This is a genomic window from Haemophilus parainfluenzae (assembly GCF_003252725.1).
Taxonomy (GTDB): Bacteria; Pseudomonadota; Gammaproteobacteria; order Enterobacterales; family Pasteurellaceae; genus Haemophilus_D; species Haemophilus_D parainfluenzae_L.
Genome location: NZ_QEPO01000004.1, coordinates 164,289 through 185,528, shown reverse-complemented (window position 1 = coordinate 185,528; position 21,240 = coordinate 164,289). Strand labels below are relative to the sequence as shown.

The 21,240-nt window shown below is 41.1% G+C and carries 21 protein-coding genes, 3 tRNA genes and 1 riboswitch; of the genes, 7 read left to right on the top strand and 17 right to left on the bottom strand.

Annotation, left to right across the window (positions count from 1 at the left end):
* Nucleotides 1-53 precede the first annotated feature (53 nt).
* Nucleotides 54-228, bottom strand: a riboswitch (FMN riboswitch).
* A gap of 127 nt (nt 229-355) precedes the next feature.
* Both nadR and DPV85_RS06775 read left to right on the top strand, forming a co-directional pair.
* Nucleotides 356-1,465, top strand: a complete 1,110-nt coding sequence (gene nadR / locus DPV85_RS06780) for a multifunctional transcriptional regulator/nicotinamide-nucleotide adenylyltransferase/ribosylnicotinamide kinase NadR (protein WP_083180295.1) — start codon at nt 356-358, stop codon at nt 1,463-1,465.
* Nucleotide 1,466: 1 nt separating this feature from the next.
* Nucleotides 1,467-2,147: a metallophosphoesterase family protein gene (locus DPV85_RS06775; protein WP_111327494.1), complete on the top strand. Its 681-nt coding sequence runs from the start codon at nt 1,467-1,469 to the stop codon at nt 2,145-2,147.
* 53 nt (nt 2,148-2,200) lie between these two features.
* Here DPV85_RS06775 and DPV85_RS06770 read toward each other — a convergent pair.
* The 7 genes from DPV85_RS06770 to waaA form a co-directional block, all read right to left on the bottom strand.
* Nucleotides 2,201-2,277, bottom strand: a tRNA-Arg gene (locus tag DPV85_RS06770).
* A gap of 53 nt (nt 2,278-2,330) precedes the next feature.
* A tRNA-Arg gene (locus tag DPV85_RS06765) sits at nt 2,331-2,407 on the bottom strand.
* Between the two features lie 23 nt (nt 2,408-2,430).
* Nucleotides 2,431-2,524 (bottom strand) — tRNA-Ser (locus DPV85_RS06760).
* Between the two features lie 160 nt (nt 2,525-2,684).
* Complete coding sequence (rep, locus tag DPV85_RS06755) at nt 2,685-4,697, bottom strand: DNA helicase Rep (protein WP_111327493.1); 2,013 nt, start codon at nt 4,695-4,697, stop codon at nt 2,685-2,687.
* Nucleotides 4,698-4,710: 13 nt separating this feature from the next.
* Complete coding sequence (locus tag DPV85_RS06750) at nt 4,711-4,923, bottom strand: YceK/YidQ family lipoprotein (RefSeq protein ID WP_111327492.1); 213 nt, start codon at nt 4,921-4,923, stop codon at nt 4,711-4,713.
* On the bottom strand, nt 4,920-5,396 hold the full coding sequence (coaD, locus tag DPV85_RS06745) for a pantetheine-phosphate adenylyltransferase (RefSeq protein ID WP_111327491.1): 477 nt from the start codon (nt 5,394-5,396) through the stop codon (nt 4,920-4,922). The genes DPV85_RS06750 and coaD overlap by 4 nt, the downstream gene beginning before the upstream one ends.
* Nucleotides 5,393-6,688, bottom strand: a complete 1,296-nt coding sequence (gene waaA, locus DPV85_RS06740) for a lipid IV(A) 3-deoxy-D-manno-octulosonic acid transferase (protein WP_111327490.1) — start codon at nt 6,686-6,688, stop codon at nt 5,393-5,395. Before waaA ends, coaD begins: the two co-directional genes overlap by 4 nt.
* 61 nt (nt 6,689-6,749) lie before the next feature.
* Here waaA and DPV85_RS06735 point away from each other — a divergent pair, with 61 nt between their 5' ends.
* Nucleotides 6,750-7,508 (top strand): glycosyltransferase family 2 protein, encoded by a 759-nt coding sequence (locus DPV85_RS06735; RefSeq protein WP_111327489.1) that lies wholly within the window; start codon nt 6,750-6,752, stop codon nt 7,506-7,508.
* 62 nt (nt 7,509-7,570) lie between these two features.
* Here the strand turns inward: DPV85_RS06735 and tpiA are convergent, their stop codons facing one another.
* Nucleotides 7,571-8,362 carry a triose-phosphate isomerase gene (tpiA, locus tag DPV85_RS06730; RefSeq protein ID WP_111327488.1) on the bottom strand — a complete coding sequence of 264 codons (792 nt, stop codon included), beginning with the start codon at nt 8,360-8,362 and terminating at the stop codon, nt 7,571-7,573.
* Nucleotides 8,363-8,561: 199 nt separating this feature from the next.
* Here tpiA and DPV85_RS06725 point away from each other — a divergent pair, with 199 nt between their 5' ends.
* A complete protein-coding gene (locus DPV85_RS06725) occupies nt 8,562-8,996 on the top strand; it encodes a GNAT family N-acetyltransferase (protein ID WP_111327487.1) in 435 nt (144 codons plus the stop codon).
* Nucleotides 8,996-9,883, top strand: a complete 888-nt coding sequence (gene xerC / locus DPV85_RS06720; RefSeq protein WP_111327486.1) for a tyrosine recombinase XerC — start codon at nt 8,996-8,998, stop codon at nt 9,881-9,883. The genes DPV85_RS06725 and xerC overlap by 1 nt, the downstream gene beginning before the upstream one ends.
* 83 nt (nt 9,884-9,966) lie before the next feature.
* Here xerC and lptD read toward each other — a convergent pair whose 3' ends face one another.
* Genes lptD through DPV85_RS06690 form a run of 6 tightly spaced genes read right to left on the bottom strand, consistent with a single transcriptional unit; the run spans nt 9,967 to nt 16,742 of the window.
* Nucleotides 9,967-12,309, bottom strand: a complete 2,343-nt coding sequence (gene lptD, locus DPV85_RS06715) for an LPS assembly protein LptD (RefSeq protein WP_111327485.1) — start codon at nt 12,307-12,309, stop codon at nt 9,967-9,969.
* A 46-nt stretch (nt 12,310-12,355) separates the two neighbouring features.
* Complete coding sequence (locus DPV85_RS06710; protein ID WP_111327484.1) at nt 12,356-12,907, bottom strand: DNA-3-methyladenine glycosylase I; 552 nt, start codon at nt 12,905-12,907, stop codon at nt 12,356-12,358.
* Nucleotides 12,904-13,722: a shikimate dehydrogenase gene (gene aroE / locus DPV85_RS06705; RefSeq protein ID WP_111327483.1), complete on the bottom strand. Its 819-nt coding sequence runs from the start codon at nt 13,720-13,722 to the stop codon at nt 12,904-12,906. Before aroE ends, DPV85_RS06710 begins: the two co-directional genes overlap by 4 nt.
* Nucleotides 13,723-13,725: 3 nt before the next feature.
* Nucleotides 13,726-14,277 carry an L-threonylcarbamoyladenylate synthase type 1 TsaC gene (tsaC, locus tag DPV85_RS06700; RefSeq protein ID WP_111327482.1) on the bottom strand — a complete coding sequence of 184 codons (552 nt, stop codon included), beginning with the start codon at nt 14,275-14,277 and terminating at the stop codon, nt 13,726-13,728.
* Complete coding sequence (locus tag DPV85_RS06695) at nt 14,274-14,816, bottom strand: DNA topoisomerase family protein (RefSeq protein ID WP_111327481.1); 543 nt, start codon at nt 14,814-14,816, stop codon at nt 14,274-14,276. The genes tsaC and DPV85_RS06695 overlap by 4 nt, the downstream gene beginning before the upstream one ends.
* A gap of 9 nt (nt 14,817-14,825) precedes the next feature.
* On the bottom strand, nt 14,826-16,742 hold the full coding sequence (locus DPV85_RS06690; protein ID WP_111327480.1) for an ABC transporter ATP-binding protein: 1,917 nt from the start codon (nt 16,740-16,742) through the stop codon (nt 14,826-14,828).
* Between the two features lie 144 nt (nt 16,743-16,886).
* Here DPV85_RS06690 and DPV85_RS06685 point away from each other — a divergent pair, with 144 nt between their 5' ends.
* Nucleotides 16,887-17,879 (top strand): NAD(P)H-quinone oxidoreductase, encoded by a 993-nt coding sequence (locus tag DPV85_RS06685; RefSeq protein ID WP_243584669.1) that lies wholly within the window; start codon nt 16,887-16,889, stop codon nt 17,877-17,879.
* A gap of 11 nt (nt 17,880-17,890) precedes the next feature.
* On the top strand, nt 17,891-18,928 hold the full coding sequence (locus DPV85_RS06680; RefSeq protein ID WP_111327479.1) for an LLM class flavin-dependent oxidoreductase: 1,038 nt from the start codon (nt 17,891-17,893) through the stop codon (nt 18,926-18,928).
* A 55-nt stretch (nt 18,929-18,983) separates the two neighbouring features.
* Here DPV85_RS06680 and glpE read toward each other — a convergent pair whose 3' ends face one another.
* From glpE to ilvY, 3 genes are read right to left on the bottom strand one after another with little or no spacing between them, the layout of a single operon-like run.
* Nucleotides 18,984-19,301 (bottom strand): thiosulfate sulfurtransferase GlpE, encoded by a 318-nt coding sequence (gene glpE, locus DPV85_RS06675; protein WP_111327478.1) that lies wholly within the window; start codon nt 19,299-19,301, stop codon nt 18,984-18,986.
* Nucleotides 19,291-20,178, bottom strand: a complete 888-nt coding sequence (gene rarD / locus DPV85_RS06670; RefSeq protein WP_046952562.1) for an EamA family transporter RarD — start codon at nt 20,176-20,178, stop codon at nt 19,291-19,293. Before rarD ends, glpE begins: the two co-directional genes overlap by 11 nt.
* A 31-nt stretch (nt 20,179-20,209) precedes the next feature.
* Complete coding sequence (ilvY, locus tag DPV85_RS06665) at nt 20,210-21,088, bottom strand: HTH-type transcriptional activator IlvY (RefSeq protein ID WP_111327477.1); 879 nt, start codon at nt 21,086-21,088, stop codon at nt 20,210-20,212.
* Nucleotides 21,089-21,240 lie beyond the last annotated feature (152 nt).

The following is a 21,240-nucleotide window of genomic DNA, read 5'->3' as shown; positions in this document are numbered from 1 at the left end:
GAATCAGGGCTGAGAAATGCAAATAAATAGAACGGAATTTGGAACCCAATCCGTTTTATTCTCTTTCATCCAGACTATACTGTCGGCTTTGGAATTTCACCAAATCTGCTAACCTTAAAAGTACAAAGCGAAACAATTTTGTAAAACGCAATCAAAATTGACCGCACTTTTAAGTGCTCGTGGGCTGTCACCACCGGTAGGGAATTTCACCCTGCCCTGAGAATGCAGGTCGTAGTATAACGTAAAATGTCACAGTAAAAAATCATTCAATGAAAAATGTTTTTATTTGCACAAAGATTACATAAAATAGGACTATTCAGCCACCTCGCAGTGGTCATTTAGCGAAGGATACATTATGTCGAACAAACACGATAAAAAAGTGGGTGTAATTTTCGGGAAATTCTACCCTGTTCACACCGGCCATATTAATATGATTTATGAAGCATTCAGTAAAGTGGATGAGCTTCACGTGATTGTCTGTAGCGATACCGAACGCGATTTAAAGCTGTTCTATGATAGTAAAATGAAACGTATGCCGACAGTACAAGATCGCCTTCGCTGGATGCAACAAATCTTTAAATATCAAAACGATCACATTTTTATTCATCACTTAGTTGAAGATGGCATTCCAAGTTACCCAAATGGTTGGCAAGCTTGGAGTGACGCGGTAAAAAATCTATTTGAAGAAAAACAATTTACCCCGACAATGGTATTTAGTAGTGAGCCACAAGACAAAGCACCATACGAAAAATACTTAGGACTCGAAGTTTCTTTAGTGGATCCTGACCGCTCTTTCTTTAATGTATCTGCGACGAAAATTCGTACTACACCTTTCCAATATTGGAAATTCATTCCGAAAGAAGTCCGTCCATTCTTTGCGAAAACCATTGCCATTTTAGGCGGTGAAAGTAGTGGTAAAAGTGTGTTAGTCAGCAAACTGGCTGCCGTATTTAATACCACTTCTGCATGGGAATATGGTCGGGAATATGTCTTTGAAAAATTAGGTGGCGATGAGCAAGCCATGCAATATTCTGACTATCCACAAATGGCATTAGGCCACCAACGCTATATTGATTATGCGGTGCGTCATGCTCATAAAGTGGCAATTATTGATACTGACTTCATTACCACGCAAGCTTTTTGTATTCAATACGAAGGCAAAGCCCATCCATTCCTCGATTCTATGATCAAAGAATACCCGTTTGATGTCACCATTTTATTGAAAAACAATACAAAATGGGTGGATGATGGCTTACGTAGTCTAGGCAGCCAAAAACAACGTCAACAATTCCAACAGTTATTGAAGAAATTGTTAGATAAATACAAAGTGCCTTACATTGAAATTGAATCGCCAAGTTATTTAGACCGTTATAACCAAGTGAAATCTGTTGTAGAAAAAGTGTTAAATGATGAAGAACTTGAAGGTTTACAGCATACTAAACGCACATTGACCAACGAGAAATAAGATGATTTTATTCGCAGGCGATCCGCACGGAAGTTATGAACATCTTTATCCTTTCGTGCAAGAAAACGACAACGTTACCCTGATTATTTTGGGCGACTTGCAACTTTCTTCGCCTGATGAATTAGATAAACTCGCACAACATTGTGATATTTGGTTTATTCACGGTAATCATGACAGCAAAACTGTCGCCGCATTTGAGGCGATTTGGGGGACTCATTGGAAATCGCGTAATTTGCATAATCGTGTTGTTGAAATCCAAGGTCAACGCATTGCCGGCTTAGGTGGCGTATTCCGAGGACAAATCTGGATGCCTCCCAATAAACCGATGTATTTTGACCCTATCCACTATTGCCAATATAGCCCGCAAGAAAAAATTTGGCGTGGCGGTGTACCATTACGTCATCGCACGTCTATTTTCCCTTCTGATATCGAAGCCATTGAAAATGAACAAGCCGATATTCTAATTTGCCATGAGGCACCGAAGCCCCATCCAATGGGATTTCGTGTGATTAATCAACTTGCTGAAAAATTAGGGGTAAAACACGTTTTCCATGGCCATCACCACGATAACGTTGAATATAAGACAAATTTTCCTTATAAAATCACGAATGTCGGTTTTAGAAGTGTCACAGACGTACAAGGAAATTATTTATTAAAAACTATTGATGATCGAGAAAAATGATCAAATAAAGAATTAATTGTTTTTGAGAAAAAGAAAAATTTGAAGAGAGAAGATGGCGCACCCGAAAGGATTCGAACCTTTGACCGCTCGGTTCGTAGCCGAGTACTCTATCCAGCTGAGCTACGGGTGCGTAGTGATGTTTTATTCTTCGTAACCATTCTAACTGATAGAGTCGATTTAAAATGGCGCACCCGAGAGGATTCGAACCTCTGACCGCTCGGTTCGTAGCCGAGTACTCTATCCAGCTGAGCTACGGGTGCAGAATAATAAAACTAAAAACAAATGGCGGTGAGAGAGGGATTCGAACCCTCGATGGAGTTTTTGACCCCATACTCCCTTAGCAGGGGAGCGCCTTCAGCCTACTCGGCCATCTCACCACAATCGGTTTGTGGGCGGTATAATACGTTTTTTTGAAAATAAGTCAAATCATTTTTTGTAAAAGCCGTTTTGGTTGCTTGATTTATCTACATTTTGCATAAATAAAGTGCGGTTGAAAAAACAAATAAATTTCCCACCGCACTTTAACGTAAATCATCTCTAGCCTTTTAAAATTGCCCGCAGACGATCGAGCTGACTAGAAGTTTGTTGTTGCTTCTGTTCTACCGTTAATTTTGGCTTATCTTTTTCCCATTGCACATCATCTTGTGGTAGCTCTGCCAAGAAACGGCTAGGCTCTGGGCGAATTAATTCACCAAACTGACGTCGTTCACGACAAAGAGAAAAAGTCAGCGTTTGTTGTGCTCGAGTAATGCCCACATAGGCCAAACGGCGTTCCTCTTCCACATTATCTTCATCAATACTGGTTTGATGAGGCAAAATCCCTTCTTCCATACCGATTAAATACACATGGGGAAACTCTAAGCCTTTGGAGGCATGCAATGTCATTAGTTGCACTTGATCACTTTCGTCATCGTCTTCGCCGCGTTCCATCATGTCACGTAGTGTTAAACGAGTGACTACTTGGTTTAAAGTCATCGGCTCATTCACCTCATCGCCTTTGAGCATATCCTCTACCCAGCTAAATAAAGTTGCCACGTTTTTACTCTGCATTTCAGCAGCTTTCGTACTGGTGGCATACTCATACAAATATTCTTCGTAATGCAAGGAAGAAAGTAACGAACGCACCGCCGTTTCAGGATCAGAACGTAAACTTTGATCATTCAAATCCACAATCCAACGACCGAATTTTTGCAACGCATCATAGGCTTTCGGTGTAACACGTTGCATGAGTTCAAACTCAAAAATCGCCTCAAATAAGCTGATATGTTTTTCCTGTGCCAACTCGCCTAGTTTTTGCAATGTTGCAGTACCAATTTCCCGTTTCGGTGTATTCACAATACGCAAAAAGGCAGCATCATCATCTTGATTCACCAACAAACGCAAGTAGGCCATCATGTCCTTAATTTCAGCTCGAGAGAAAAAAGACGTCCCGCCAGAAATTTTGTACGGAATGCGGTTTTGCATCAGTACTTTTTCCAATAGACGCGATTGATGATTCCCCCGATACAAAATCGCATAATCCTTGAATTTGGTTTTACGGCTAAAACGATGAGCGATTAATTCCGCTACAATCCGTTCGGCTTCATGTTCTTCATTTTTCGCTTCAATGACTTGCAGTTTTTCACCTTCACCCAAGTTGGAAAAAAGCTTTTTGTCAAATACGTGCTCGTTGTTATCAATCAAAATATTGGCACAATGCAAAATACGATGAGTGGAACGATAATTTTGTTCTAATTTAATGACTTTCAAACGCGGAAAATCATCACGCAAGCGCACCATATTTTGCGGTCGAGCACCTCGCCAAGAATAAATGGATTGGTCGTCATCACCCACTACGGTAAAACAAGCTCTCTCGCCAACGAGTAATTTGATGAGTTCATATTGGCTAGTATTGGTATCTTGATATTCATCCACCAAAAGATAGCGAATTTTCTCCTGCCATTTTGACCGCACTTCTTCGTTCTGTTTGAAGAGTAAGGTCGGCAACATAATCAAATCATCAAAATCCAACGCATTGTAAGCACGAATTTGCGCCGCATAACGCTCATAACATTTTGCAAAGGTTTGATATTTGGCATCTTTCGCTAAGGCATAAGCCTGTTTTGGCGAAACCAAATCATTCTTCCAGTTGGAAATAACCGAGATTAATTCTCGCAATAAATCCTTATCTTCCTGGAGCACATCTGCTGTCAGTTCTTTGAGTAAGGCAAGTTGATCGTGCTCATCAAACAAAGTCATATTCGATTTAAAGCCTAAAGCTTTATATTCCCGTTTGATAATGTCGAAACCTAAGGTATGGAAAGTGGAAACAATCAATCCTTTGGATTTTTCTTTACCAATGGAATGGGCTACACGCTCTTTCATTTCACGAGCCGCTTTGTTGGTAAAGGTCACGGCAGCAATCTGTTTAGGTAAATAACCACAGTGTTCAATCAAATGAGCAATCTTATTGATGATCACGCGAGTTTTGCCCGAGCCTGCGCCAGCTAGCACCAAGCAAGGCCCACTGACATATTCGACAGCCTGTTGTTGTTGAGGATTGAGTTTCATATCTTAATGCAAATTAATTTGACCACGCATAAGGCAATAATGCGGTATCTAATAAAAATGACAGTGGCAAATCTAAAATAGATAAGCCCCATTTTTGTGCCATCTCTAAATCATAAGCTGCACCTGCGTAAGGTGTGTATTTTTCCGATGGATCGATTAATTTCACCACCGTACCACAACCAGTTAACGCTAAAAGTGCGGTTAAAATCAGAAGTGTTTTTTTCATTCACGACGTGCTTTTAAGGCTAAATAGACAGCTTCCGGCACCAATTCTTTCACGTCCCCATGATGCAAATAAATTTCTCGTACAATCGTGGAAGATACAAACGCCCATTTTTCTGTTGGAGGGAAGAACAAACTATCCACACCATCGGTTAATAAACGGTTTAACGCGGCTAGTTGTAATTCATATTCGAAGTCCGTCGTTGTGCGCACACCACGAATAATGGCAGTAATCTTTTTAGATTTGATTTCATTTGCGAGTAAATCAGAGAATCCAAATACTTCCACATTGGGTAAATGAGCGACCGATTGACGCACGAGTTCAACGCGCTCCTCCAATGAAAACAATGGCTTTTTACTCGGACTATTCGCAACTGCGACAAAAACTTTCGGAAAAATGACCGCACTTCGCGCAATGATATCTAAATGCCCGTTGGTAATCGGGTCAAACGTGCCAGGGTAAATTACGCTTGTCATTTATTGTTCTCCGAAATATTGGTTAAATAAGGATGAAGCAAATCTAAAAGACGCTGTAATGCGCCACGATTTTCGATTAATACCTCATAGCCTGCATTGCCTAAACGTTGACGTGCCCCTTTCGAATTCAACAACTTATCAATAATCTCTGCCAACGCTTTCTCTGTGGAGTTGATTTGCAACACACCTTGCACTTCTAGGAGCGAGGTAAAAACTTCAGGGAAATTGAAGGTATGCTTTCCACTCACAACGGGTAATTTAAATGCCAAAGGCTCTAAAGGATTATGTCCCCCATGTTTGACCAAACTTCCGCCAACAAACGCAATATCTGAAATACCATACATCAACATCAACTCACCCATGGTATCACCCAGAATTACTTGGGTATTTTCTGAAGGAATCTCACCTGTTGAACGACGAATAAAGTTAAAGTTGGCTTTTTCAATTAAATCTGCCACAGGATTAAAACGTTCAGGATGACGAGGTACAAGCAATAACAGCAAGTTTGGATGTTTTTTCAGTAACAAATGATGCGCTTGTAAAATGAGTTCTTCTTCCCCTTCGTGCGTACTCGCCGCAATCCAAATCTGACGATCTTTCGCCCAGCTTTCATGAAGTGTTGCAATGTCTTTGAGTAATTCCTCACTGACCACAAGATCATATTTAATATTGCCGGTTAATTGCAGACGATCTTTCTCATAACCTAACTCTAAATAACGCTTTCCACTGATGCTATCCTGCGGGGCAATCAAGCTGATTTGAGAAAACATTCGTTGTAGATGTTGTTTGACTTTGCCATAACGTCTCGCTGAACGTGCAGAAAGACGAGCATTGGCGACAATGAAAGGAATATTTCGATGAGCCAAACAATCAATCAAATTTGGCCAAAGTTCCGTTTCAATGACAATGAATACTTTAGGCTGAATAAAATCAATAAAACGATTGATGACACAAGGTAAATCGTAAGGCAAATAACAATGCGTCACAGTTTCCCCGAAGGCGGCTTTTACGCGTTCAGAGCCCGTTGGCGTGACCGTTGTAAACGTGATCGGTAAATTCGGGTATTCCTTCTGAATACGTTTTACTAGAGGCGTAGCGGCAATCACTTCACCAACTGATGCCGCATGAATGACGATCCCATCTTGTGTAGGCTTAGCAGGATTCCCATAAATGCCATATCGCTCGCCTAAACGCTTGCGATAATTCGGAGCTTTGAGACTTCGTAGTAACATGAATAACAGCACAAAAGGCTGAATTAGATACATCAGGCCAGTATAAAAAAAACGCCACATAAAATAAATTCGGTTATACTTACAAAAACTTCGGCTAGTATAGCAAAAAAAGGATCAAAATATGCCAACAATTAGCGTTGCCATGATTGTCAAAAATGAAGCGGCAGATCTTGCCCAATGTCTCGATACGGTAAAAGATTGGGTAGATGAAATCATTATTGTCGATTCAGGCAGTACTGATAACACCCAAGAAATCGCAGAACAATATGGTGCAAAATTTTATTCGCATCCTGATTGGCCAGGCTTTGGCAAGCAACGCCAACACGCACAACAATATGTCACCAGTGATTATGTTTTTTGGTTAGATGCAGATGAACGTGTCACACCGAAACTTCGTGAATCCATTCAACAAGCCGTTCAACAAGATGCACCAAATACGGTTTATAATATTCCTCGTGTGAGTGAAGTGTTTGGACGTGAAATCCGTCATTCAGGTTGGTATCCGGATTATGTGGTGCGTTTATATCGTACAAATTATGCGGGCTATAATGATTCACTCGTACATGAAAAAGTGGTTTATCCTGAAAACACGAAAGTACAGAAATTAACTGGGGATTTGGAACATTTTACCTATAAAAGCATTCATCACTATTTGGTGAAATCTGCGGGCTACGCCAAAGCCTGGGCAGATCAACGCCAAGCCAAAGGAAAAAAAGCAACATTGTGGCAAGGAATAAGCCATGCGATTGGCTGTTTTATCAAAATGTACATTTTAAAAGCAGGCTTCTTAGATGGAAAACAAGGTTTTCTACTTGCGGTACTTTCGGCCCACTCCACCTTTGTGAAATATGCTGATTTATGGGAACGCAATCAACATTAATCAAAAACAAAAAGTGCGGTCAAAATTAACCGCACTTTTTTATTTCTTTAAGGCAAGAAAAATTAGTTTTTCGCTGCTGCCGCTGCTTTTACAATTACCGCAAATGCAGGCGCTTTAAGTGAAGCTCCGCCCACTAACGCACCATCGATATCCGGTTGAGTGAATAATTCTGCTGCATTAGCGTCATTTACTGAACCACCGTATTGAATGATCACTTGATCTGCTACAGCTTGTGATTTTGCTGCGATGTGGCCACGGATAAATGCATGAACAGCTTGTGCTTGTGCTGGAGTCGCTGATTTGCCCGTGCCGATTGCCCAAATTGGTTCGTAAGCAATCACTGCACCATTAAATGCTTCTACACCCAATGCATTGATGACTGCATCAATTTGACGCGCACATACTTCTTCAGTTTTGCCTGCTTCGTTTTCAGCTTCAGTTTCACCGATACATAATACTGGTACTAAGCCTGCTTCTTTTAATACACCAAATTTTTTCGCTACAAACTCATCGCTTTCTTTGTGGTAAGTACGACGCTCAGAGTGACCGATAATGATGTATTTTGCACCAAAATCTTTTAACATTTCGCTAGAAATATCACCAGTAAATGCACCTTTCACATTGACATCTACGTTTTGTGCACCTAACTGAATCACACTTTTACCGCCGCAGCTGCAACCACAACCAGAAAGTGCTGCTTCAGCCGTACCTAAATACATCACTGGTGGGGCAATTGCCACATCACACCCTGTTACATCATGTAATTCAGCTTTTAATCCTTCGATTAATTCTTTGGTAAAGGCTTTGGAACCGTTTAATTTCCAGTTACCCATCACTAAAGGACGACGTGCCATTTTTGTTTCTCCATATTGAATAAATAAAAAGTGTGTTTACTATACCAAACTTTGGGCTGATTTCTTTGTGCAAAATCACATTTTGAAAATTTTTTTGGGGAAATGATGATTATTTTGTGCTAAAAAGCTACAATCTACTGTACGGAACCGATAAAAAATAAACAATTTTATAAATAAACGGAAAATAGGTCTGGTAACAATGAAAATTTTCAAAGCCGAACAATGGAATATAGAAGTGCTTGCTCCACTCTTTGAAGCCTATCGACTTGCCAACGGAATGAGTGAAAATCCTGACCGCACTTTAACCTTTTTAACGAATCGTATACGTTTTAATGAAAGCATGTTTTTTGTTGCTATAAACGAAAACTCACAGGCGATTGGTTTTGTTCAACTTTATCCTCGCTTATCCTCTTTAAAACTACAACGCTATTGGCAATTAACCGATATTTTTGTAAAAGAAGATAAACATCAAGCCGAGATTTATGCTGCCCTTATTTCTAAAGCGAAAGAGTTTGTCCGTTATACACAATCTAATCGTTTAGTGGCAGAATTAAGCCAAGGCCAACAGAGTATTTTAGAACGCGAAGGATTTAAACTAAACACGAAAAAAAGTTTGTTTGAATTAACTCTCTAATGCATACACTCCTCAATCAATATTGGGATTACTTGCGAATTGAACGCCAAGTAAGCCCACATACTCTCACTAATTATCAACATCAACTGGATGCGATTTTAGCGATTTTGGCTGAAAAAGGTATTCAACATTGGCAGCAAGTGAATCCTAGTGTGGTTCGTCTTATTTTGGCGGAAAGCCGTAAGCAAGGTTTAAAAGAAAAGAGCTTAGCATTACGTTTGTCTGCTCTTCGTCAGTTCTTCAGCTATCTTGTGCAGCAAGGGCAACTGAAAGTGAATCCGGCAACGGGTATTTCAGCGCCGAAACAAGGTAAACATTTACCAAAAAATATTGATGCTGAACAAGTCCAAAAATTGCTTTCAAATGACAGTAAAGATCCCATTGATTTGCGTGATCGCGCCATGATGGAATTGATGTATAGCTCAGGGCTTCGCTTATCTGAATTGCAAGGCTTAAACCTTAATAGCATTAACACGCGTGTACATGAAGTCAGAGTGATTGGTAAAGGGAACAAAGAACGTATTGTGCCTTTTGGACGCTATGCTTCTCATGCAATTCAGCAATGGTTGAAAGTACGCCCTTTATTTAATCCTAAAGATGAAGCCCTTTTTGTAAGCCAACAGGGAAATCGCCTCACGCACCGTTCAATTCAAAAACGAATGGAAACCTGGGGCATTCGCCAAGGATTAAATAGTCATCTCAACCCACATAAACTACGCCACTCTTTTGCCACTCACATGCTGGAAGCGAGTTCGGATTTGCGGGCTGTTCAAGAGCTTTTAGGGCACAGCAATTTGTCCACCACGCAAATTTATACGCATTTAAATTTCCAACATCTTGCGGAAGTGTATGACCAAGCCCATCCTCGAGCAAAACGAAAAAAATAAGCAAAGTGCGATCAAAAATCGTGTCTTTTTTAACCGCACTTCTAAACAAAAAGGCTACCTTTCGGTAGCCTTTATTCATTTTACTATAAGCTAAATGCTTGAATATAAGGCAGTTTACCTTTCTTCAGCATATCTTCGATACCACTTTGGTGATCATTTTCACCTAAACCACGTAATTCAAAAGTAACACCAACGCTGTTGTCATAAACCACTTGATCATTACGTTGATTTTGGCGACTCGTCACATAACGTCTTGCTCCAACACCTAAAGACCAGCAGCACGAGTTATATTGCACGCCTACATATTGCTCAACCGGTTTTTTCAATGCAATATCTTGATAGTATTTTCCAACAAGCGCCCAGTTATCCGACACTTCCCATGCAGCCACAACACCAACCTGTTTAATGTCTTGTTGGTAACGGTTAGCAGATGCACCTAAGTTTTGATTGATATACTCTTTACTTGCGTAGCGATAATTTAACTGAATCAGATTATTCTTCATCGGATTAAATTCCAAACTACTATTTGCTAAAGAGGCTTTATCTAACAACGTATCGTATTGATAGCTACCTCGCCAATTCCATTTGTCGCTAATTTTCCAGTTAGACTCCAAGGCCCAAGAAGAAGAGGATTTTGGCGTACGATTATTTGGATTATCATCAATTTTTGATGCCGTTAAATAATAAATTTGCCCAGCAGAGAAATTAAAACGCTCATCGGCATTTTTATTATAAAAACGGGTTGTTCCCCCAACTGTCACCTGGTTTGCTGATGAAATACGGTCTAAACCACTATAACGACGATCGCGGAATAGTGAATAATAATCTTGTTGAACTAACGCAGAATCATAACCAAAACCAAGGTAATTATTTACACGTTTTGAACCGATATTACTTTGGTCTTTGTATGGTCGATACAAATATTGAACATGAGGTTCAAGCGTTTGTGTATAGCTATCAAATAAGGTTTTGTTGCTCGCTAAAACCGTTTGTAAATCTACTTTTAATTGCGGCAATACACGATTTACTGATTTTTGTACGTCTTCTGCCGAAGAAGAAGAGCCTTTTTTCTGGTTATAATGAGTCGCGTAAAGTTTAGTTTCAATATTCAAGCTACCATATTTATTTGACATCGCGGTTGCCAAACTTGGCTCAACATGAAAGCGCCATGCTGTCGGCATCAAGGTACTATCATTATCAAAACGTACTGCTTGTGAGAATAACTTGAAATCTACCCAACCGTTCGCCAAATCATTTTTGTAATAATTGAAGTCGATTTGTGGTAGCGCACGATAAGGTCCCACAGAAACCTCATCAAAAATTTGGAATTGACGTGCTGAAATCGCAAAGTTGTAATTTGGTTTATAGTAAGCAATACGTGCATACTGGTTCGCATAACCATCAGTACTGTTACCGTAATCAGAATCAAAATCGGTGAAATAACGTTTATCGCTCACTTTTGTGTAATCGATATTTAAACGCCAGTTTTCAAGAAAAGAAGAGTGATGTTTCCAATAGAATAAATGACGCTTACGGCTATCACTAGTGTATTTATCATAACGATCACGTCCTAAATATTCGCCCGCCAGTTTACCTTCACCAACGGGTGTTAAATAACGGAATTCACCATTTAATTGCCAACCACGACGAGACATATATTTTGGTGCAAATGTGGCATCATAATTTGGTGCAATGTTCCAATAAACCGGCTGTTTATACCAATAACCATCACGGCTAGAATGACCGACTGTTGGCATTAATAAACCTGAACGGCGGCGATCACCAATCGGTAATTGCAGATAAGGGGTATAGAATACCGGCACACCTAATACTTTAAAACGCGCATGCCAAAATTCGGCATATTCTTCTTTAATGTGCTGACGAATCTCAGAGGCATCTACCGCCCAAGCATTATCATCGGGTAAACAAGAGGTAAATGTCGCATTTTTCATTAAACGGTAATTATCACCTAACTCGATTTCTTGAGCTTTACCACGACCTTGACGTCCTACAAGTTGGTAGTCTGCATCGGTTACGTTACCATTTTTGCTATCTAAATTAAAACTCGCATCATTACCTAATAGATTGATTTGATTGTCTTTATAATCAAATCCACCACGTAAATAAGCCCAACGTTGTGCTTGTTTGCCTTCCCCTGTTTGTTTAACTTCAACTGAATTTCCGACCAGATGGCGGTTTCCTTGTTTCAAATCCACATTGCCTTGATAAATCGCCTGAGTTGGCTGATTAATCTCTGCTTTATCTGCTTCAATATAAACCGGCAAATTATTGACATCACCTTTCACAACTTCTCCAGTAAAGTGAGGCACACCAAGCAGACATTGAGAATGCAGATCGGCCAAACTTTGTTGACTATAAAGTGCGGTCAGAATTGAGATTGAAATTAAGGTATATTTTTTATTCATAATTCAGTTCTTATTCAGATAAAATTAGGGGGATTATACTGGAATATCATTTACAACAACAGCCATTTATATGGTCATTGACTAACCCCATAGATTGCATAAAGGCATAACACGTCGTTTCCCCAACAAAGACAAAACCACGTTTCTTCAACGCTTTTGACATTGCTTTTGAGGTTTCAGTTCTGGCAGGTATTACAGAAATATCCGGTACATCATTGATAATCGGTTGATGATTCACGAACGACCACACAAAATTACTGAAATTTTCACCGCACTTTTCCATGACTAAATAGGCTTTGGCATTTTTTACGATGGCTTCCAGTTTTGCCCGATGGCGAATAAGTCCAGTATTTTCCATACAACGATCAATATCTTGTTCGGTCATTTGCGCAACTTTAATAGGATCAAATTGATGGAATGCAGCCCGATAGGCTTCACGTTTTTTCAATACAGTAATCCAGGAAAGCCCAGCCTGTTGTCCTTCTAAACAGATTTTCTCAAACAGTTTTTGGCTGTCAAATTGTGGCTTACCCCATTCCTTATCGTGATAGTCGATATAAATCAGAAGTTCGCCCACCCAAGGGCATCTTGTACTCATACCATATCCTTTTTGAGTTGTTCATAGATTGCGACAAAATCGGGCATTACCCCGCGCCAAAAATGGAATGAGTGGGCGGCTTGCGCCACCAACATACCAAAACCATCGCTGACATTATTCAGCCCTAAGGATTTACAGTAGGCAATAAAAGGTGTGTCGCAGCCTTTAGCATATTGCATGTCATAACAAGCGCGAGCCAATGATAAGATAGAGCCATCAACGGCAGCGGTATGCCCGCTTAATCCGGCCGAAGTTGCATTGATCACTAAATCGTAGGTTTGCGCGGGAATCGTATCCATTGCGACAGCTTCAATTGTGCCGTAAGGTTTGAACTTATCTGCCAGTTGTTGTGCTTTTTCTAGCGTGCGGTTAGCCAAGACAATCTGCTGTTGTGCTTCCAATAAAGGCAGTAATACCCCTTTGGTTGCCCCGCCGGCACCTAAAATTAAAATGCGTTGTTGTGGCTGAATCCAACCTAAGCGTTGTAAATCTGTTACTAAACCGATGCCGTCCGTGTTATCAGCATAAAGTTTGCCGTTAGCCAATTTCTTTAATGTATTACAGGCTTCTGCTAGTTTTGCCCGTTCGCTATGTTCTTCAGCGAGTGCATAGGCACGTTCTTTAAATGGTGCGGTAATATTGCAACCTTGTGCCCCTTCAGCAAAAAAGGTCTGTAATTGCTGCTCAAAATCCTCAAGGTCACCTAATTTGGCAACATATTCCATCGTTTGCTGGGTTTGTGTAGCAAATAAGCGGTGAATTAACGGCGATTTACTTTGAGCAATTGGATTGCCCCAAACGGCATAGAGCTGCATGTTTTATCCTTGTCTGAAAAGTTGGTTTGTGAGCAAATCGCGAATTTCCGATGGATTTTGTGCTTGGCCAACCGCTTCATCAAGCACGGGGAAATCTGCCCCAAATTGGGAACGCACAGCATCTGCGCTGCGGCAAGGTGATTGACCGGTTAAGTTCGCGCTGGTCGAGGTGAGGGCAAAACCTGTTTTTTCGCATAAAGCTTTGACGGCAGGATGAGTACATAAACGCACCGCAATGCTATTAAATTGCCCTGTCAGAAAATGTGGAACCTCTGTCTTAGCCGGCACCACCCAGGTGATCGGATGCTCATATTGTTCCTGTAAGCGCGAAAGTTGTTCGTCTGATAAATGGGAAAAATCAACAAAGGGCTGTAAAAAATGCAAGCTAGGCGCGACTAAAATGAGACCTTTTTCAATTGGACGTTGTTTTAAATCGAGCAATTTTCTGACCGCACTTTCACTTAGCGGATTACAGCCCAAACCGAATACCGCCTCAGTAGGATAGGCAACGACTTCGTCTTGCATTAAACGAGCGGCAATTTGTTGTATATTCATTTTTCGTTCTCAAAAATATGTCGACAGCCTTTATTCGCGCATTGCCACACTTGCTGTTCGGCATTTTCACTTTTTAATAGCGCAAGTGGAAAATGGCATTGTGGACAAGGCATGGCATAGGGTTTTGCCGGTAAGGAAAATTTGCAATGAGGAAAGTTATCGCAGCCATAAAAGATTTTTCCCTGTCGTCCGCGACGGGCAACCAAATGTCCTTTATGACATTCTGGGCAGTCAATAGATTGTTCTTCATCCTGTTGCTCATGCACCACAAAATCACAATCGGGGTAATGACTGCAACCAATAAACATCCCAAAAGCGCCTTGTTTGAGTTGGAGTGGGTTGCCACATTGCGGGCAGGTTTCATCAAGCTCTTTCAACACCTTATGTTCCACTCTATTTAGTGGACGCAAATAATCACAGGCGGGATATGCGGTACAACCTAAAAACAGTCCTTTTTTACCCTGTTTCATTTGCAAAGGTGTACCGCATTGTGGGCAATATTCTTCGTGTTTTGTGTGTTGGAAAAGACTTTGACTCATACGCTGTCCCTATGCTTGTAGCATTGTTTCCAATTCTTCCTGGGCCGCTAACCAATCCATTTCGACTTCTTCCAATGCTTTCTTCACCTCGACTTGCTGTGCCAAAAGTACGGTCAATTTTTCTTTATTTTCTGCGCTGTAGAGTTCGGAATCCGCTAATTGGTTTTCAATCTCCGCAAGTTTGGAGGCATGCTTATTCATTTTTTCCTCCAATTGAGTGATTTGTTTACGAAGAGGCGCGGTTTGTTGGCGAAGTTCGGCCTCACGACGTTTTTGTTCCTTGCGGTTTTGCATGGAATTTTCATTGTCGTCATTTTTCTCCGAGGATTTATTTTCTGGCGCACTATTTTGTTCATTCAGCCACTTTTGATAATCCTCTAAATCGCCTTTGAATTCTTCCACTTTTTTATCGTGTACCAAATAGAATTCTTCCACGGTATTACGTAGTAAGTGGCGATCGTGAGAAACCACCACCAAAGAGCCTTCGTAATCTACTAGCGCTTCGGTCAATGCCTGACGCATATCCAAATCCAAATGGTTAGTTGGTTCGTCGAGCAGTAATAAGTTTGGACGTTGCCAAACAATCAGTGCAAGCACCAAACGAGCTTTTTCTCCACCGGAAAAGGCTTTCACCTCTTGGTTAACTTTGTCACCATGGAACGCAAAACTCCCAAGATAATCCCGTACCTGTTGCTCCGTTTGCTCTGGTGCGAGTTTCTGCATGTGCCAGAGAGCGGATTCATCTGCACGTAGCGTATCAAGCTGATGTTGAGCAAAATAGCCAAGTTGCACGCCTTTAGCTAATTGTACTGTACCAGAAAGGGCTGTGAGCTCGCCGGCTAACAATTTAATTAAAGTTGATTTACCTGCACCATTTTTCCCGAGCAAACCGATGCGCGAACCCGGTACTAAATTCAGTTTAATTTTACTTAAAATTTCTACCGCACTTTCACCGCTGCCATAACCTGCGCTCGCCTGTTCAATCATCACCAACGGATTCGGCAAAGATAGCGGTGGACGGAATTCAAAGGTAAAAGGATTATCCACATAAGCTGGCGCAATCAGTTCCATACGCTCCAATGCCTTCATACGGCTTTGTGCTTGTTTGGCTTTAGTCGCTTTGGCTTTAAAGCGGTCGATATATTTTTGTAAATGGGAAATCTTTTGTTGTTGCTGACGATACATAGCCGTTTGTTGTGCTAGCTTAGTTGCCCGTTGCACTTCAAAGGAAGAATAATCACCCGTGTATTCGTTAAGCTTCTGATTTTCGATATGGAGAATTTTCGTCACAATCGGATCGAGAAAATCACGGTCGTGGGAAATTAATACCAAGGTGCCTTGATATTGTACTAACCATCGTTCTAACCAAATAACCGCATCCAAATCCAAATGGTTGGTTGGTTCATCCAGTAATAATAAATCCGATGGACAAAGCAATGCTTGCGCCAAATTTAAACGCATCCGCCAACCACCGGAGAAGGATTTCACAGGCTGAGTGATTTCTTCTTGGTTAAACCCTAAACCATGCAATAAGGACGCTGCGCGAGATTGAATAGTCCAAGCATCCAAGGTTTCTAATTGCCCGTGAATGCGCGCAATTGCATGACCGTCATTACGTTCATTGGCTTCGTTAAGTTCCTGCTGTAAACGGCAATATTCACGATCCCCTTGAATCACATAATCAATGGCGGGAATATCCAATGCGGGCGTTTCTTGATTCACCCAAGAGACCCGCCAGTTGGATGGATAAGTGACCTCGCCACCCTCTGGCGTTAATTCTTTTTTTAATAGGGCAAAAAGAGAAGACTTACCGCAACCATTCTTACCTACCAAACCGACTTTTTGTTTCGGATTGATGGTTGCCGTGGCATTCTCGAGCAATTCGGTTTGCCCGCGCTTTAGGGAAATATTATTAAATACAATCATTTTTTCGAATACATCTGAATTTGTGCCTATTTTGCAATATTTTTCCTTTTCTCGGAACAGTCTATTCCAATTTTATTGATTTACCAGTCAGAAAAGCCTCGTATAATAAGAGACAATAAAGACCTATTTATCGAGGAGCCCCCTATGAAAATGCAACAAATCAATATGAAAACAACAGGCACGCCCGATGTGCTTTTTATCGAAGAAACGGAAATTCCCCAACCACAAGCGGGCGAAATTTTAGTAAAAGTGGCATATGCGGGTGTCAATCGCCCCGACATTATGCAACGTCAAGGCTTATACCCAATGCCGAAAGGGGTTACGCCCATTATGGGCTTAGAACTTTCAGGAACAGTTTCCGCTATCGGAGAAGGTGTAATGGCATTTAAACCGGGCGATGAAATCTGTGCCTTAACCGATGGTGGTGCTTATGCTGAATATTGCATCGTGCCTGCTACGCAAGCCTTGCCGATTCCAAAAGACTATTCTTTGCTTGAAGCTGCGGCATTGCCCGAAACCTTGTTCACCGTGTGGGTGAATTTATTTATGCACCAACAAGTTAAATCAGGCGAACGCTTACTCGTTCATGGTGGTACGAGTGGCATTGGTATCACCGCACTCACGCTTGCCAAAGGCTTAGGCATTGAAACCTTTGCCACTGTGGGCAATGAAGAAAAAGCAGCTGTCATCCGCCAGCTAGGCGGCGCACCAATTAACTACAAAACCGAAAACTTTGCGGAGGTGCTAAAACAACAAGGTGGCGTGGATGCCGTGTTGGATTTGGTCGGTGCCAGCTACTTCCAAGGTAATATCGACAGTCTTCGCCAAAACGGACGGTTATTTTTAATTGGCTTTATGGGCGGCAACATCGCCGAAAACGTGGATTTATTGACGATTGCCTTAAAACGCATCCACATCACCGGCTCAACAATGCGCAGTCGCACCAAATTAGAAAAGGCAGAAATCACCCAATCCTTACGCAACGAACTCTGGGGAAAACTCGGCAACGGTGAAATCGGCAAACCGATTATTCATCAAGTATTTGATTTTAAAGACGTAGCAAAAGCCCATATAGAAATGGACAAAGGCACGCATATTGGGAAAGTGATGTTGGATTTCACTTTGCTCAATCAATAAGGAGAAACACCATGAAACTTTCCATTCTCAATCTTGCCCCCGTTCGTGAAGGGCAAACTTATTTGCAAGCGGTCGATTCGATGGTAAATCTTGCAAAACATGCTGAGAACATTGGCATTGAACGCTATTGGATTGCTGAGCATCATAATATGAAAAATTTGGTGAGTTCAGCGACCGCACTTTTAATTCAACATACGCTAGCCAATACGAAAACTTTGCGCGTGGGGTCAGGTGGTGTGATGTTACCGAATCATTCACCGTATGTCGTAGCTGAGCAATATGGCACACTGGAGACACTTTATCCAAACCGAGTTGAGCTCGGTTTAGGGCGTGCACCAGGAACTGATATGCAAACGGCTGCAGCACTTCGTCGTGGGCGAAACAGTCTGGATTTCCCTGCAGAAATTGCGGAACTTCGTGGTTACTTTAAAGATAGCAACCCAGTTTCAGCTTACCCTTCCACAGGCTTGAATATACCATTTTATATTTTGGGTTCCAGCACCGAAAGTGCCTATCTTGCGGCAGAACTTGGCTTGCCTTATGCATTTGCTTCACACTTTGCGCCACGCATGATGGAAATGGCAGTAGAGATTTATCGCAAAAACTTCAAACCTTCTACCTATCTTGCTGAGCCTTATGTCATCTTAGGTGTGAACGCGATTGTTGCTGAAACCGATAAAGAAGCAAAACAACTGGTGACAACACAAACACTATTTTTCTTAAATGTGGTCACTAACGCACAACAAAATTTACAACCGCCTTTGGCATCAGAGGAAGATGTTTGGAAAGCCCAAATGCATGCCCAAAAGAAACCGCACTTTGGTCCAGTCGATTTCGAGGAGATCCCGATTTACAACCAAGAGCGTGCGGTAGTGGAACAAATGACCGCTTGTTCGCTTATTGGTAGTCCTGAAAGTGTGGAATTTCAACTCAAGCAACTGCGTGAACGGGTACATTTTGATGAAATTATGGCAGTGAGCTATATTTTTGATGAACAAAAACAAGCCCAATCTTACACGATGTTGAAAGCGATTGTGGATAAGCAATAGCGAGACAAAAATAAAAAGTGCGGTAAATTTCACCGCACTTTAAATCAAAAAAATATTAATAAGCCGTTTCTATCGGTAAACCAGCTTTTACCCAACCATCAAATCCACCAATGACGCTAAACACATTTTCATAGCCTTGTTCAACGAGGAAAGTCGCCACATTTCGGCTGCTCACACCATGATAACAACTCACAATAATCGGGGAATCGAAATCCACCTGTTCTTCAAATTGTAAAAAACTTTGGTTGGTTAAATGAAACGCCCCTTTTGCATGGGAGTAGGTAAAACGTTGTGGATCCCGAATGTCTGCAAGCATGGCACCATTTTGCATCATTTCCCAAGCTTGTTCTGGACTAATTTCTTTAAACGACATGGTTTGTTCCCTTTGCGCGCTGTTTATACACGCCATCAAAAATAATCAGGCTCATCGCCAATACTAAACAAATGAATAACGGATAGCTGTCCGCATCCATTTCCTCTCCAATTAAAAATGAAATAATCACCATCAAAATGGTTTCCACATAACCTAAAAGGCCAAGCAAATTCATCGGCAGCATATTGCTGGCAATCACGTAAGCAATTAATGCTGCACCACTAATAAGCCCGAGTAATACCAATAATCCCCAAATATTAGGATTCGATTCCTGCACGGTGGCAAAATCGGTTTGAAGGGCAAAGTAAATGCTAACAGGCAATAATGCGATCATTTCTAAGCAAAAGGCACCAAGATCGGTATTTTTTAAGGCTTTTCGTATGGAGAAATAGGTGGTGTAACCCACACAGATAACAATGGCTTCCCAAGATAACCCGCCTTTTAAAACGATGTTAGAAATCACCCCTACAGCCGCAATTAACACAGCAATAAATTTCAATGTTGAAATTCGTTCTTTAAAAATGATCCGTCCTGCGGCCACCATCACAATTGGTAACAATAAATAACCGAAAGAAACACTTAAGGAGCTGCCATTATTGGGTGCCCACAAAAAGAGCCACATTTGATAACCCATTAATGCGCCACAGGTGATATAGGAAAGGGCAAAGAGCGGTTGTTTTTTGATGCGTTTTATATGTTCCACTAATGCCTGTTTTTGCTTAAACATGATGACGGAAAGGGCAACGAAAGGGAATGTAAAAATCATTCGATAGCCGAAAATATCCGTGCCGCTAAGTGGTTTCAGCAGCGTGGAAAAATAATACATATAGCCAAATAAAAATGAGGCTAAAAGTGAAATGAGTACGCCTCTTAACATAATAATCCTTAGGTTAATTCTACTTATTATTCTAGTCTAACATCTCCCAAAATGCACGAATTAAGGGGTTTGCCAAATTTCTTTTTTGCACACAAACGCCCAAATCAAATGCTTCTACCGGATTATCCAAATTTAAACGGGAAACTTCTTTTGCCATCGGGTTATTATCAATCACTACATCGGGCAACATGGCTAGTCCAAAACCGAGCGCCACCATCGGCACGATCCCTTCGTGTCCTGCTACGGTGGCATAGATTTTCGGATGTTTAATGTGTTTGCTACGTAACCATTGTTCAATACGATGCCGTGCCATCCCATCCAATGGCAAAATAAAAGGCATTTGCTGCCAATTGATCGGTTCTTCCTGTAATAATTGTGTCGCCAAACAAGCCACGCGAGGCGCAATCAATGAAAGGGAAATATCATCGATCTTATAAAACGCTACTCCCGTCGGCAGATTATTCGGTTTCCCAGCTAAAGCGAGATCCACTTGTTCTGATTGGATGAATTGCACTGCAGAGGCTGGGTCACCTGTAGTTAGTTGAATTTCAACTTTCGGATAACGTGAACGAAATTTGGCTAATACCTGTGGTAAGTGACTGTATGAAGCCGTTACTGAGCAAAATAAGCGCAACTCTCCACTTAATTCCGCAGAATTATCCCTAAGCTGACGCTTAAATTGTTGCCAGTTTTGCCATTCCGTTTTCGCAAATTGCAAAAATTTTTCACCTTGTTCGGTTAAACGTACTTGTCGATTATCACGAATAAATAAAGGTTGTTCCAATTCTTCTTCCATTCGTTGAATCTGACGTGAAAGCGTAGAAGGCGACATATGATTTTGCGTAGCGGTTTTTGCAAAATTTTGTGTGTCTGCAAGATGAAGAAATATTTGAAGGTCTTGAAAGTTCATATGTATCATTAAAATGTAAATATCGTTGCAAAAATTGCAATACTAAGTGTCAATAATATCACTTTACGCAATAATTAAAAATCTTATAATCCATGACACAATAAAAAACTATATTCAAACACAACCTCATACACACATTAATCAACATCATA

Bases quoted from the DNA above. Each gene is read 5' to 3' on its own strand.
- nadR (WP_083180295.1), top strand. From the start codon at position 356: ATGTCGAACAAACACGATAAAAAAGTGGGTGTAATTTTCGGGAAATTC.
- DPV85_RS06775 (WP_111327494.1), top strand. From the start codon at position 1,467: ATGATTTTATTCGCAGGCGATCCGCACGGAAGTTATGAACATCTTTAT.
- rep (WP_111327493.1), bottom strand. From the start codon at position 4,697: ATGAAACTCAATCCTCAACAACAACAGGCTGTCGAATATGTCAGTGGG.
- DPV85_RS06750 (WP_111327492.1), bottom strand. From the start codon at position 4,923: ATGAAAAAAACACTTCTGATTTTAACCGCACTTTTAGCGTTAACTGGT.
- coaD (WP_111327491.1), bottom strand. From the start codon at position 5,396: ATGACAAGCGTAATTTACCCTGGCACGTTTGACCCGATTACCAACGGG.
- waaA (WP_111327490.1), bottom strand. From the start codon at position 6,688: ATGTGGCGTTTTTTTTATACTGGCCTGATGTATCTAATTCAGCCTTTT.
- DPV85_RS06735 (WP_111327489.1), top strand. From the start codon at position 6,750: ATGCCAACAATTAGCGTTGCCATGATTGTCAAAAATGAAGCGGCAGAT.
- tpiA (WP_111327488.1), bottom strand. From the start codon at position 8,362: ATGGCACGTCGTCCTTTAGTGATGGGTAACTGGAAATTAAACGGTTCC.
- DPV85_RS06725 (WP_111327487.1), top strand. From the start codon at position 8,562: ATGAAAATTTTCAAAGCCGAACAATGGAATATAGAAGTGCTTGCTCCA.
- xerC (WP_111327486.1), top strand. From the start codon at position 8,996: ATGCATACACTCCTCAATCAATATTGGGATTACTTGCGAATTGAACGC.
- lptD (WP_111327485.1), bottom strand. From the start codon at position 12,309: ATGAATAAAAAATATACCTTAATTTCAATCTCAATTCTGACCGCACTT.
- DPV85_RS06710 (WP_111327484.1), bottom strand. From the start codon at position 12,907: ATGAGTACAAGATGCCCTTGGGTGGGCGAACTTCTGATTTATATCGAC.
- aroE (WP_111327483.1), bottom strand. From the start codon at position 13,722: ATGCAGCTCTATGCCGTTTGGGGCAATCCAATTGCTCAAAGTAAATCG.
- tsaC (WP_111327482.1), bottom strand. From the start codon at position 14,277: ATGAATATACAACAAATTGCCGCTCGTTTAATGCAAGACGAAGTCGTT.
- DPV85_RS06695 (WP_111327481.1), bottom strand. From the start codon at position 14,816: ATGAGTCAAAGTCTTTTCCAACACACAAAACACGAAGAATATTGCCCA.
- DPV85_RS06690 (WP_111327480.1), bottom strand. From the start codon at position 16,742: ATGATTGTATTTAATAATATTTCCCTAAAGCGCGGGCAAACCGAATTG.
- DPV85_RS06685 (WP_243584669.1), top strand. From the start codon at position 16,887: ATGAAAATGCAACAAATCAATATGAAAACAACAGGCACGCCCGATGTG.
- DPV85_RS06680 (WP_111327479.1), top strand. From the start codon at position 17,891: ATGAAACTTTCCATTCTCAATCTTGCCCCCGTTCGTGAAGGGCAAACT.
- glpE (WP_111327478.1), bottom strand. From the start codon at position 19,301: ATGTCGTTTAAAGAAATTAGTCCAGAACAAGCTTGGGAAATGATGCAA.
- rarD (WP_046952562.1), bottom strand. From the start codon at position 20,178: ATGTTAAGAGGCGTACTCATTTCACTTTTAGCCTCATTTTTATTTGGC.
- ilvY (WP_111327477.1), bottom strand. From the start codon at position 21,088: ATGAACTTTCAAGACCTTCAAATATTTCTTCATCTTGCAGACACACAA.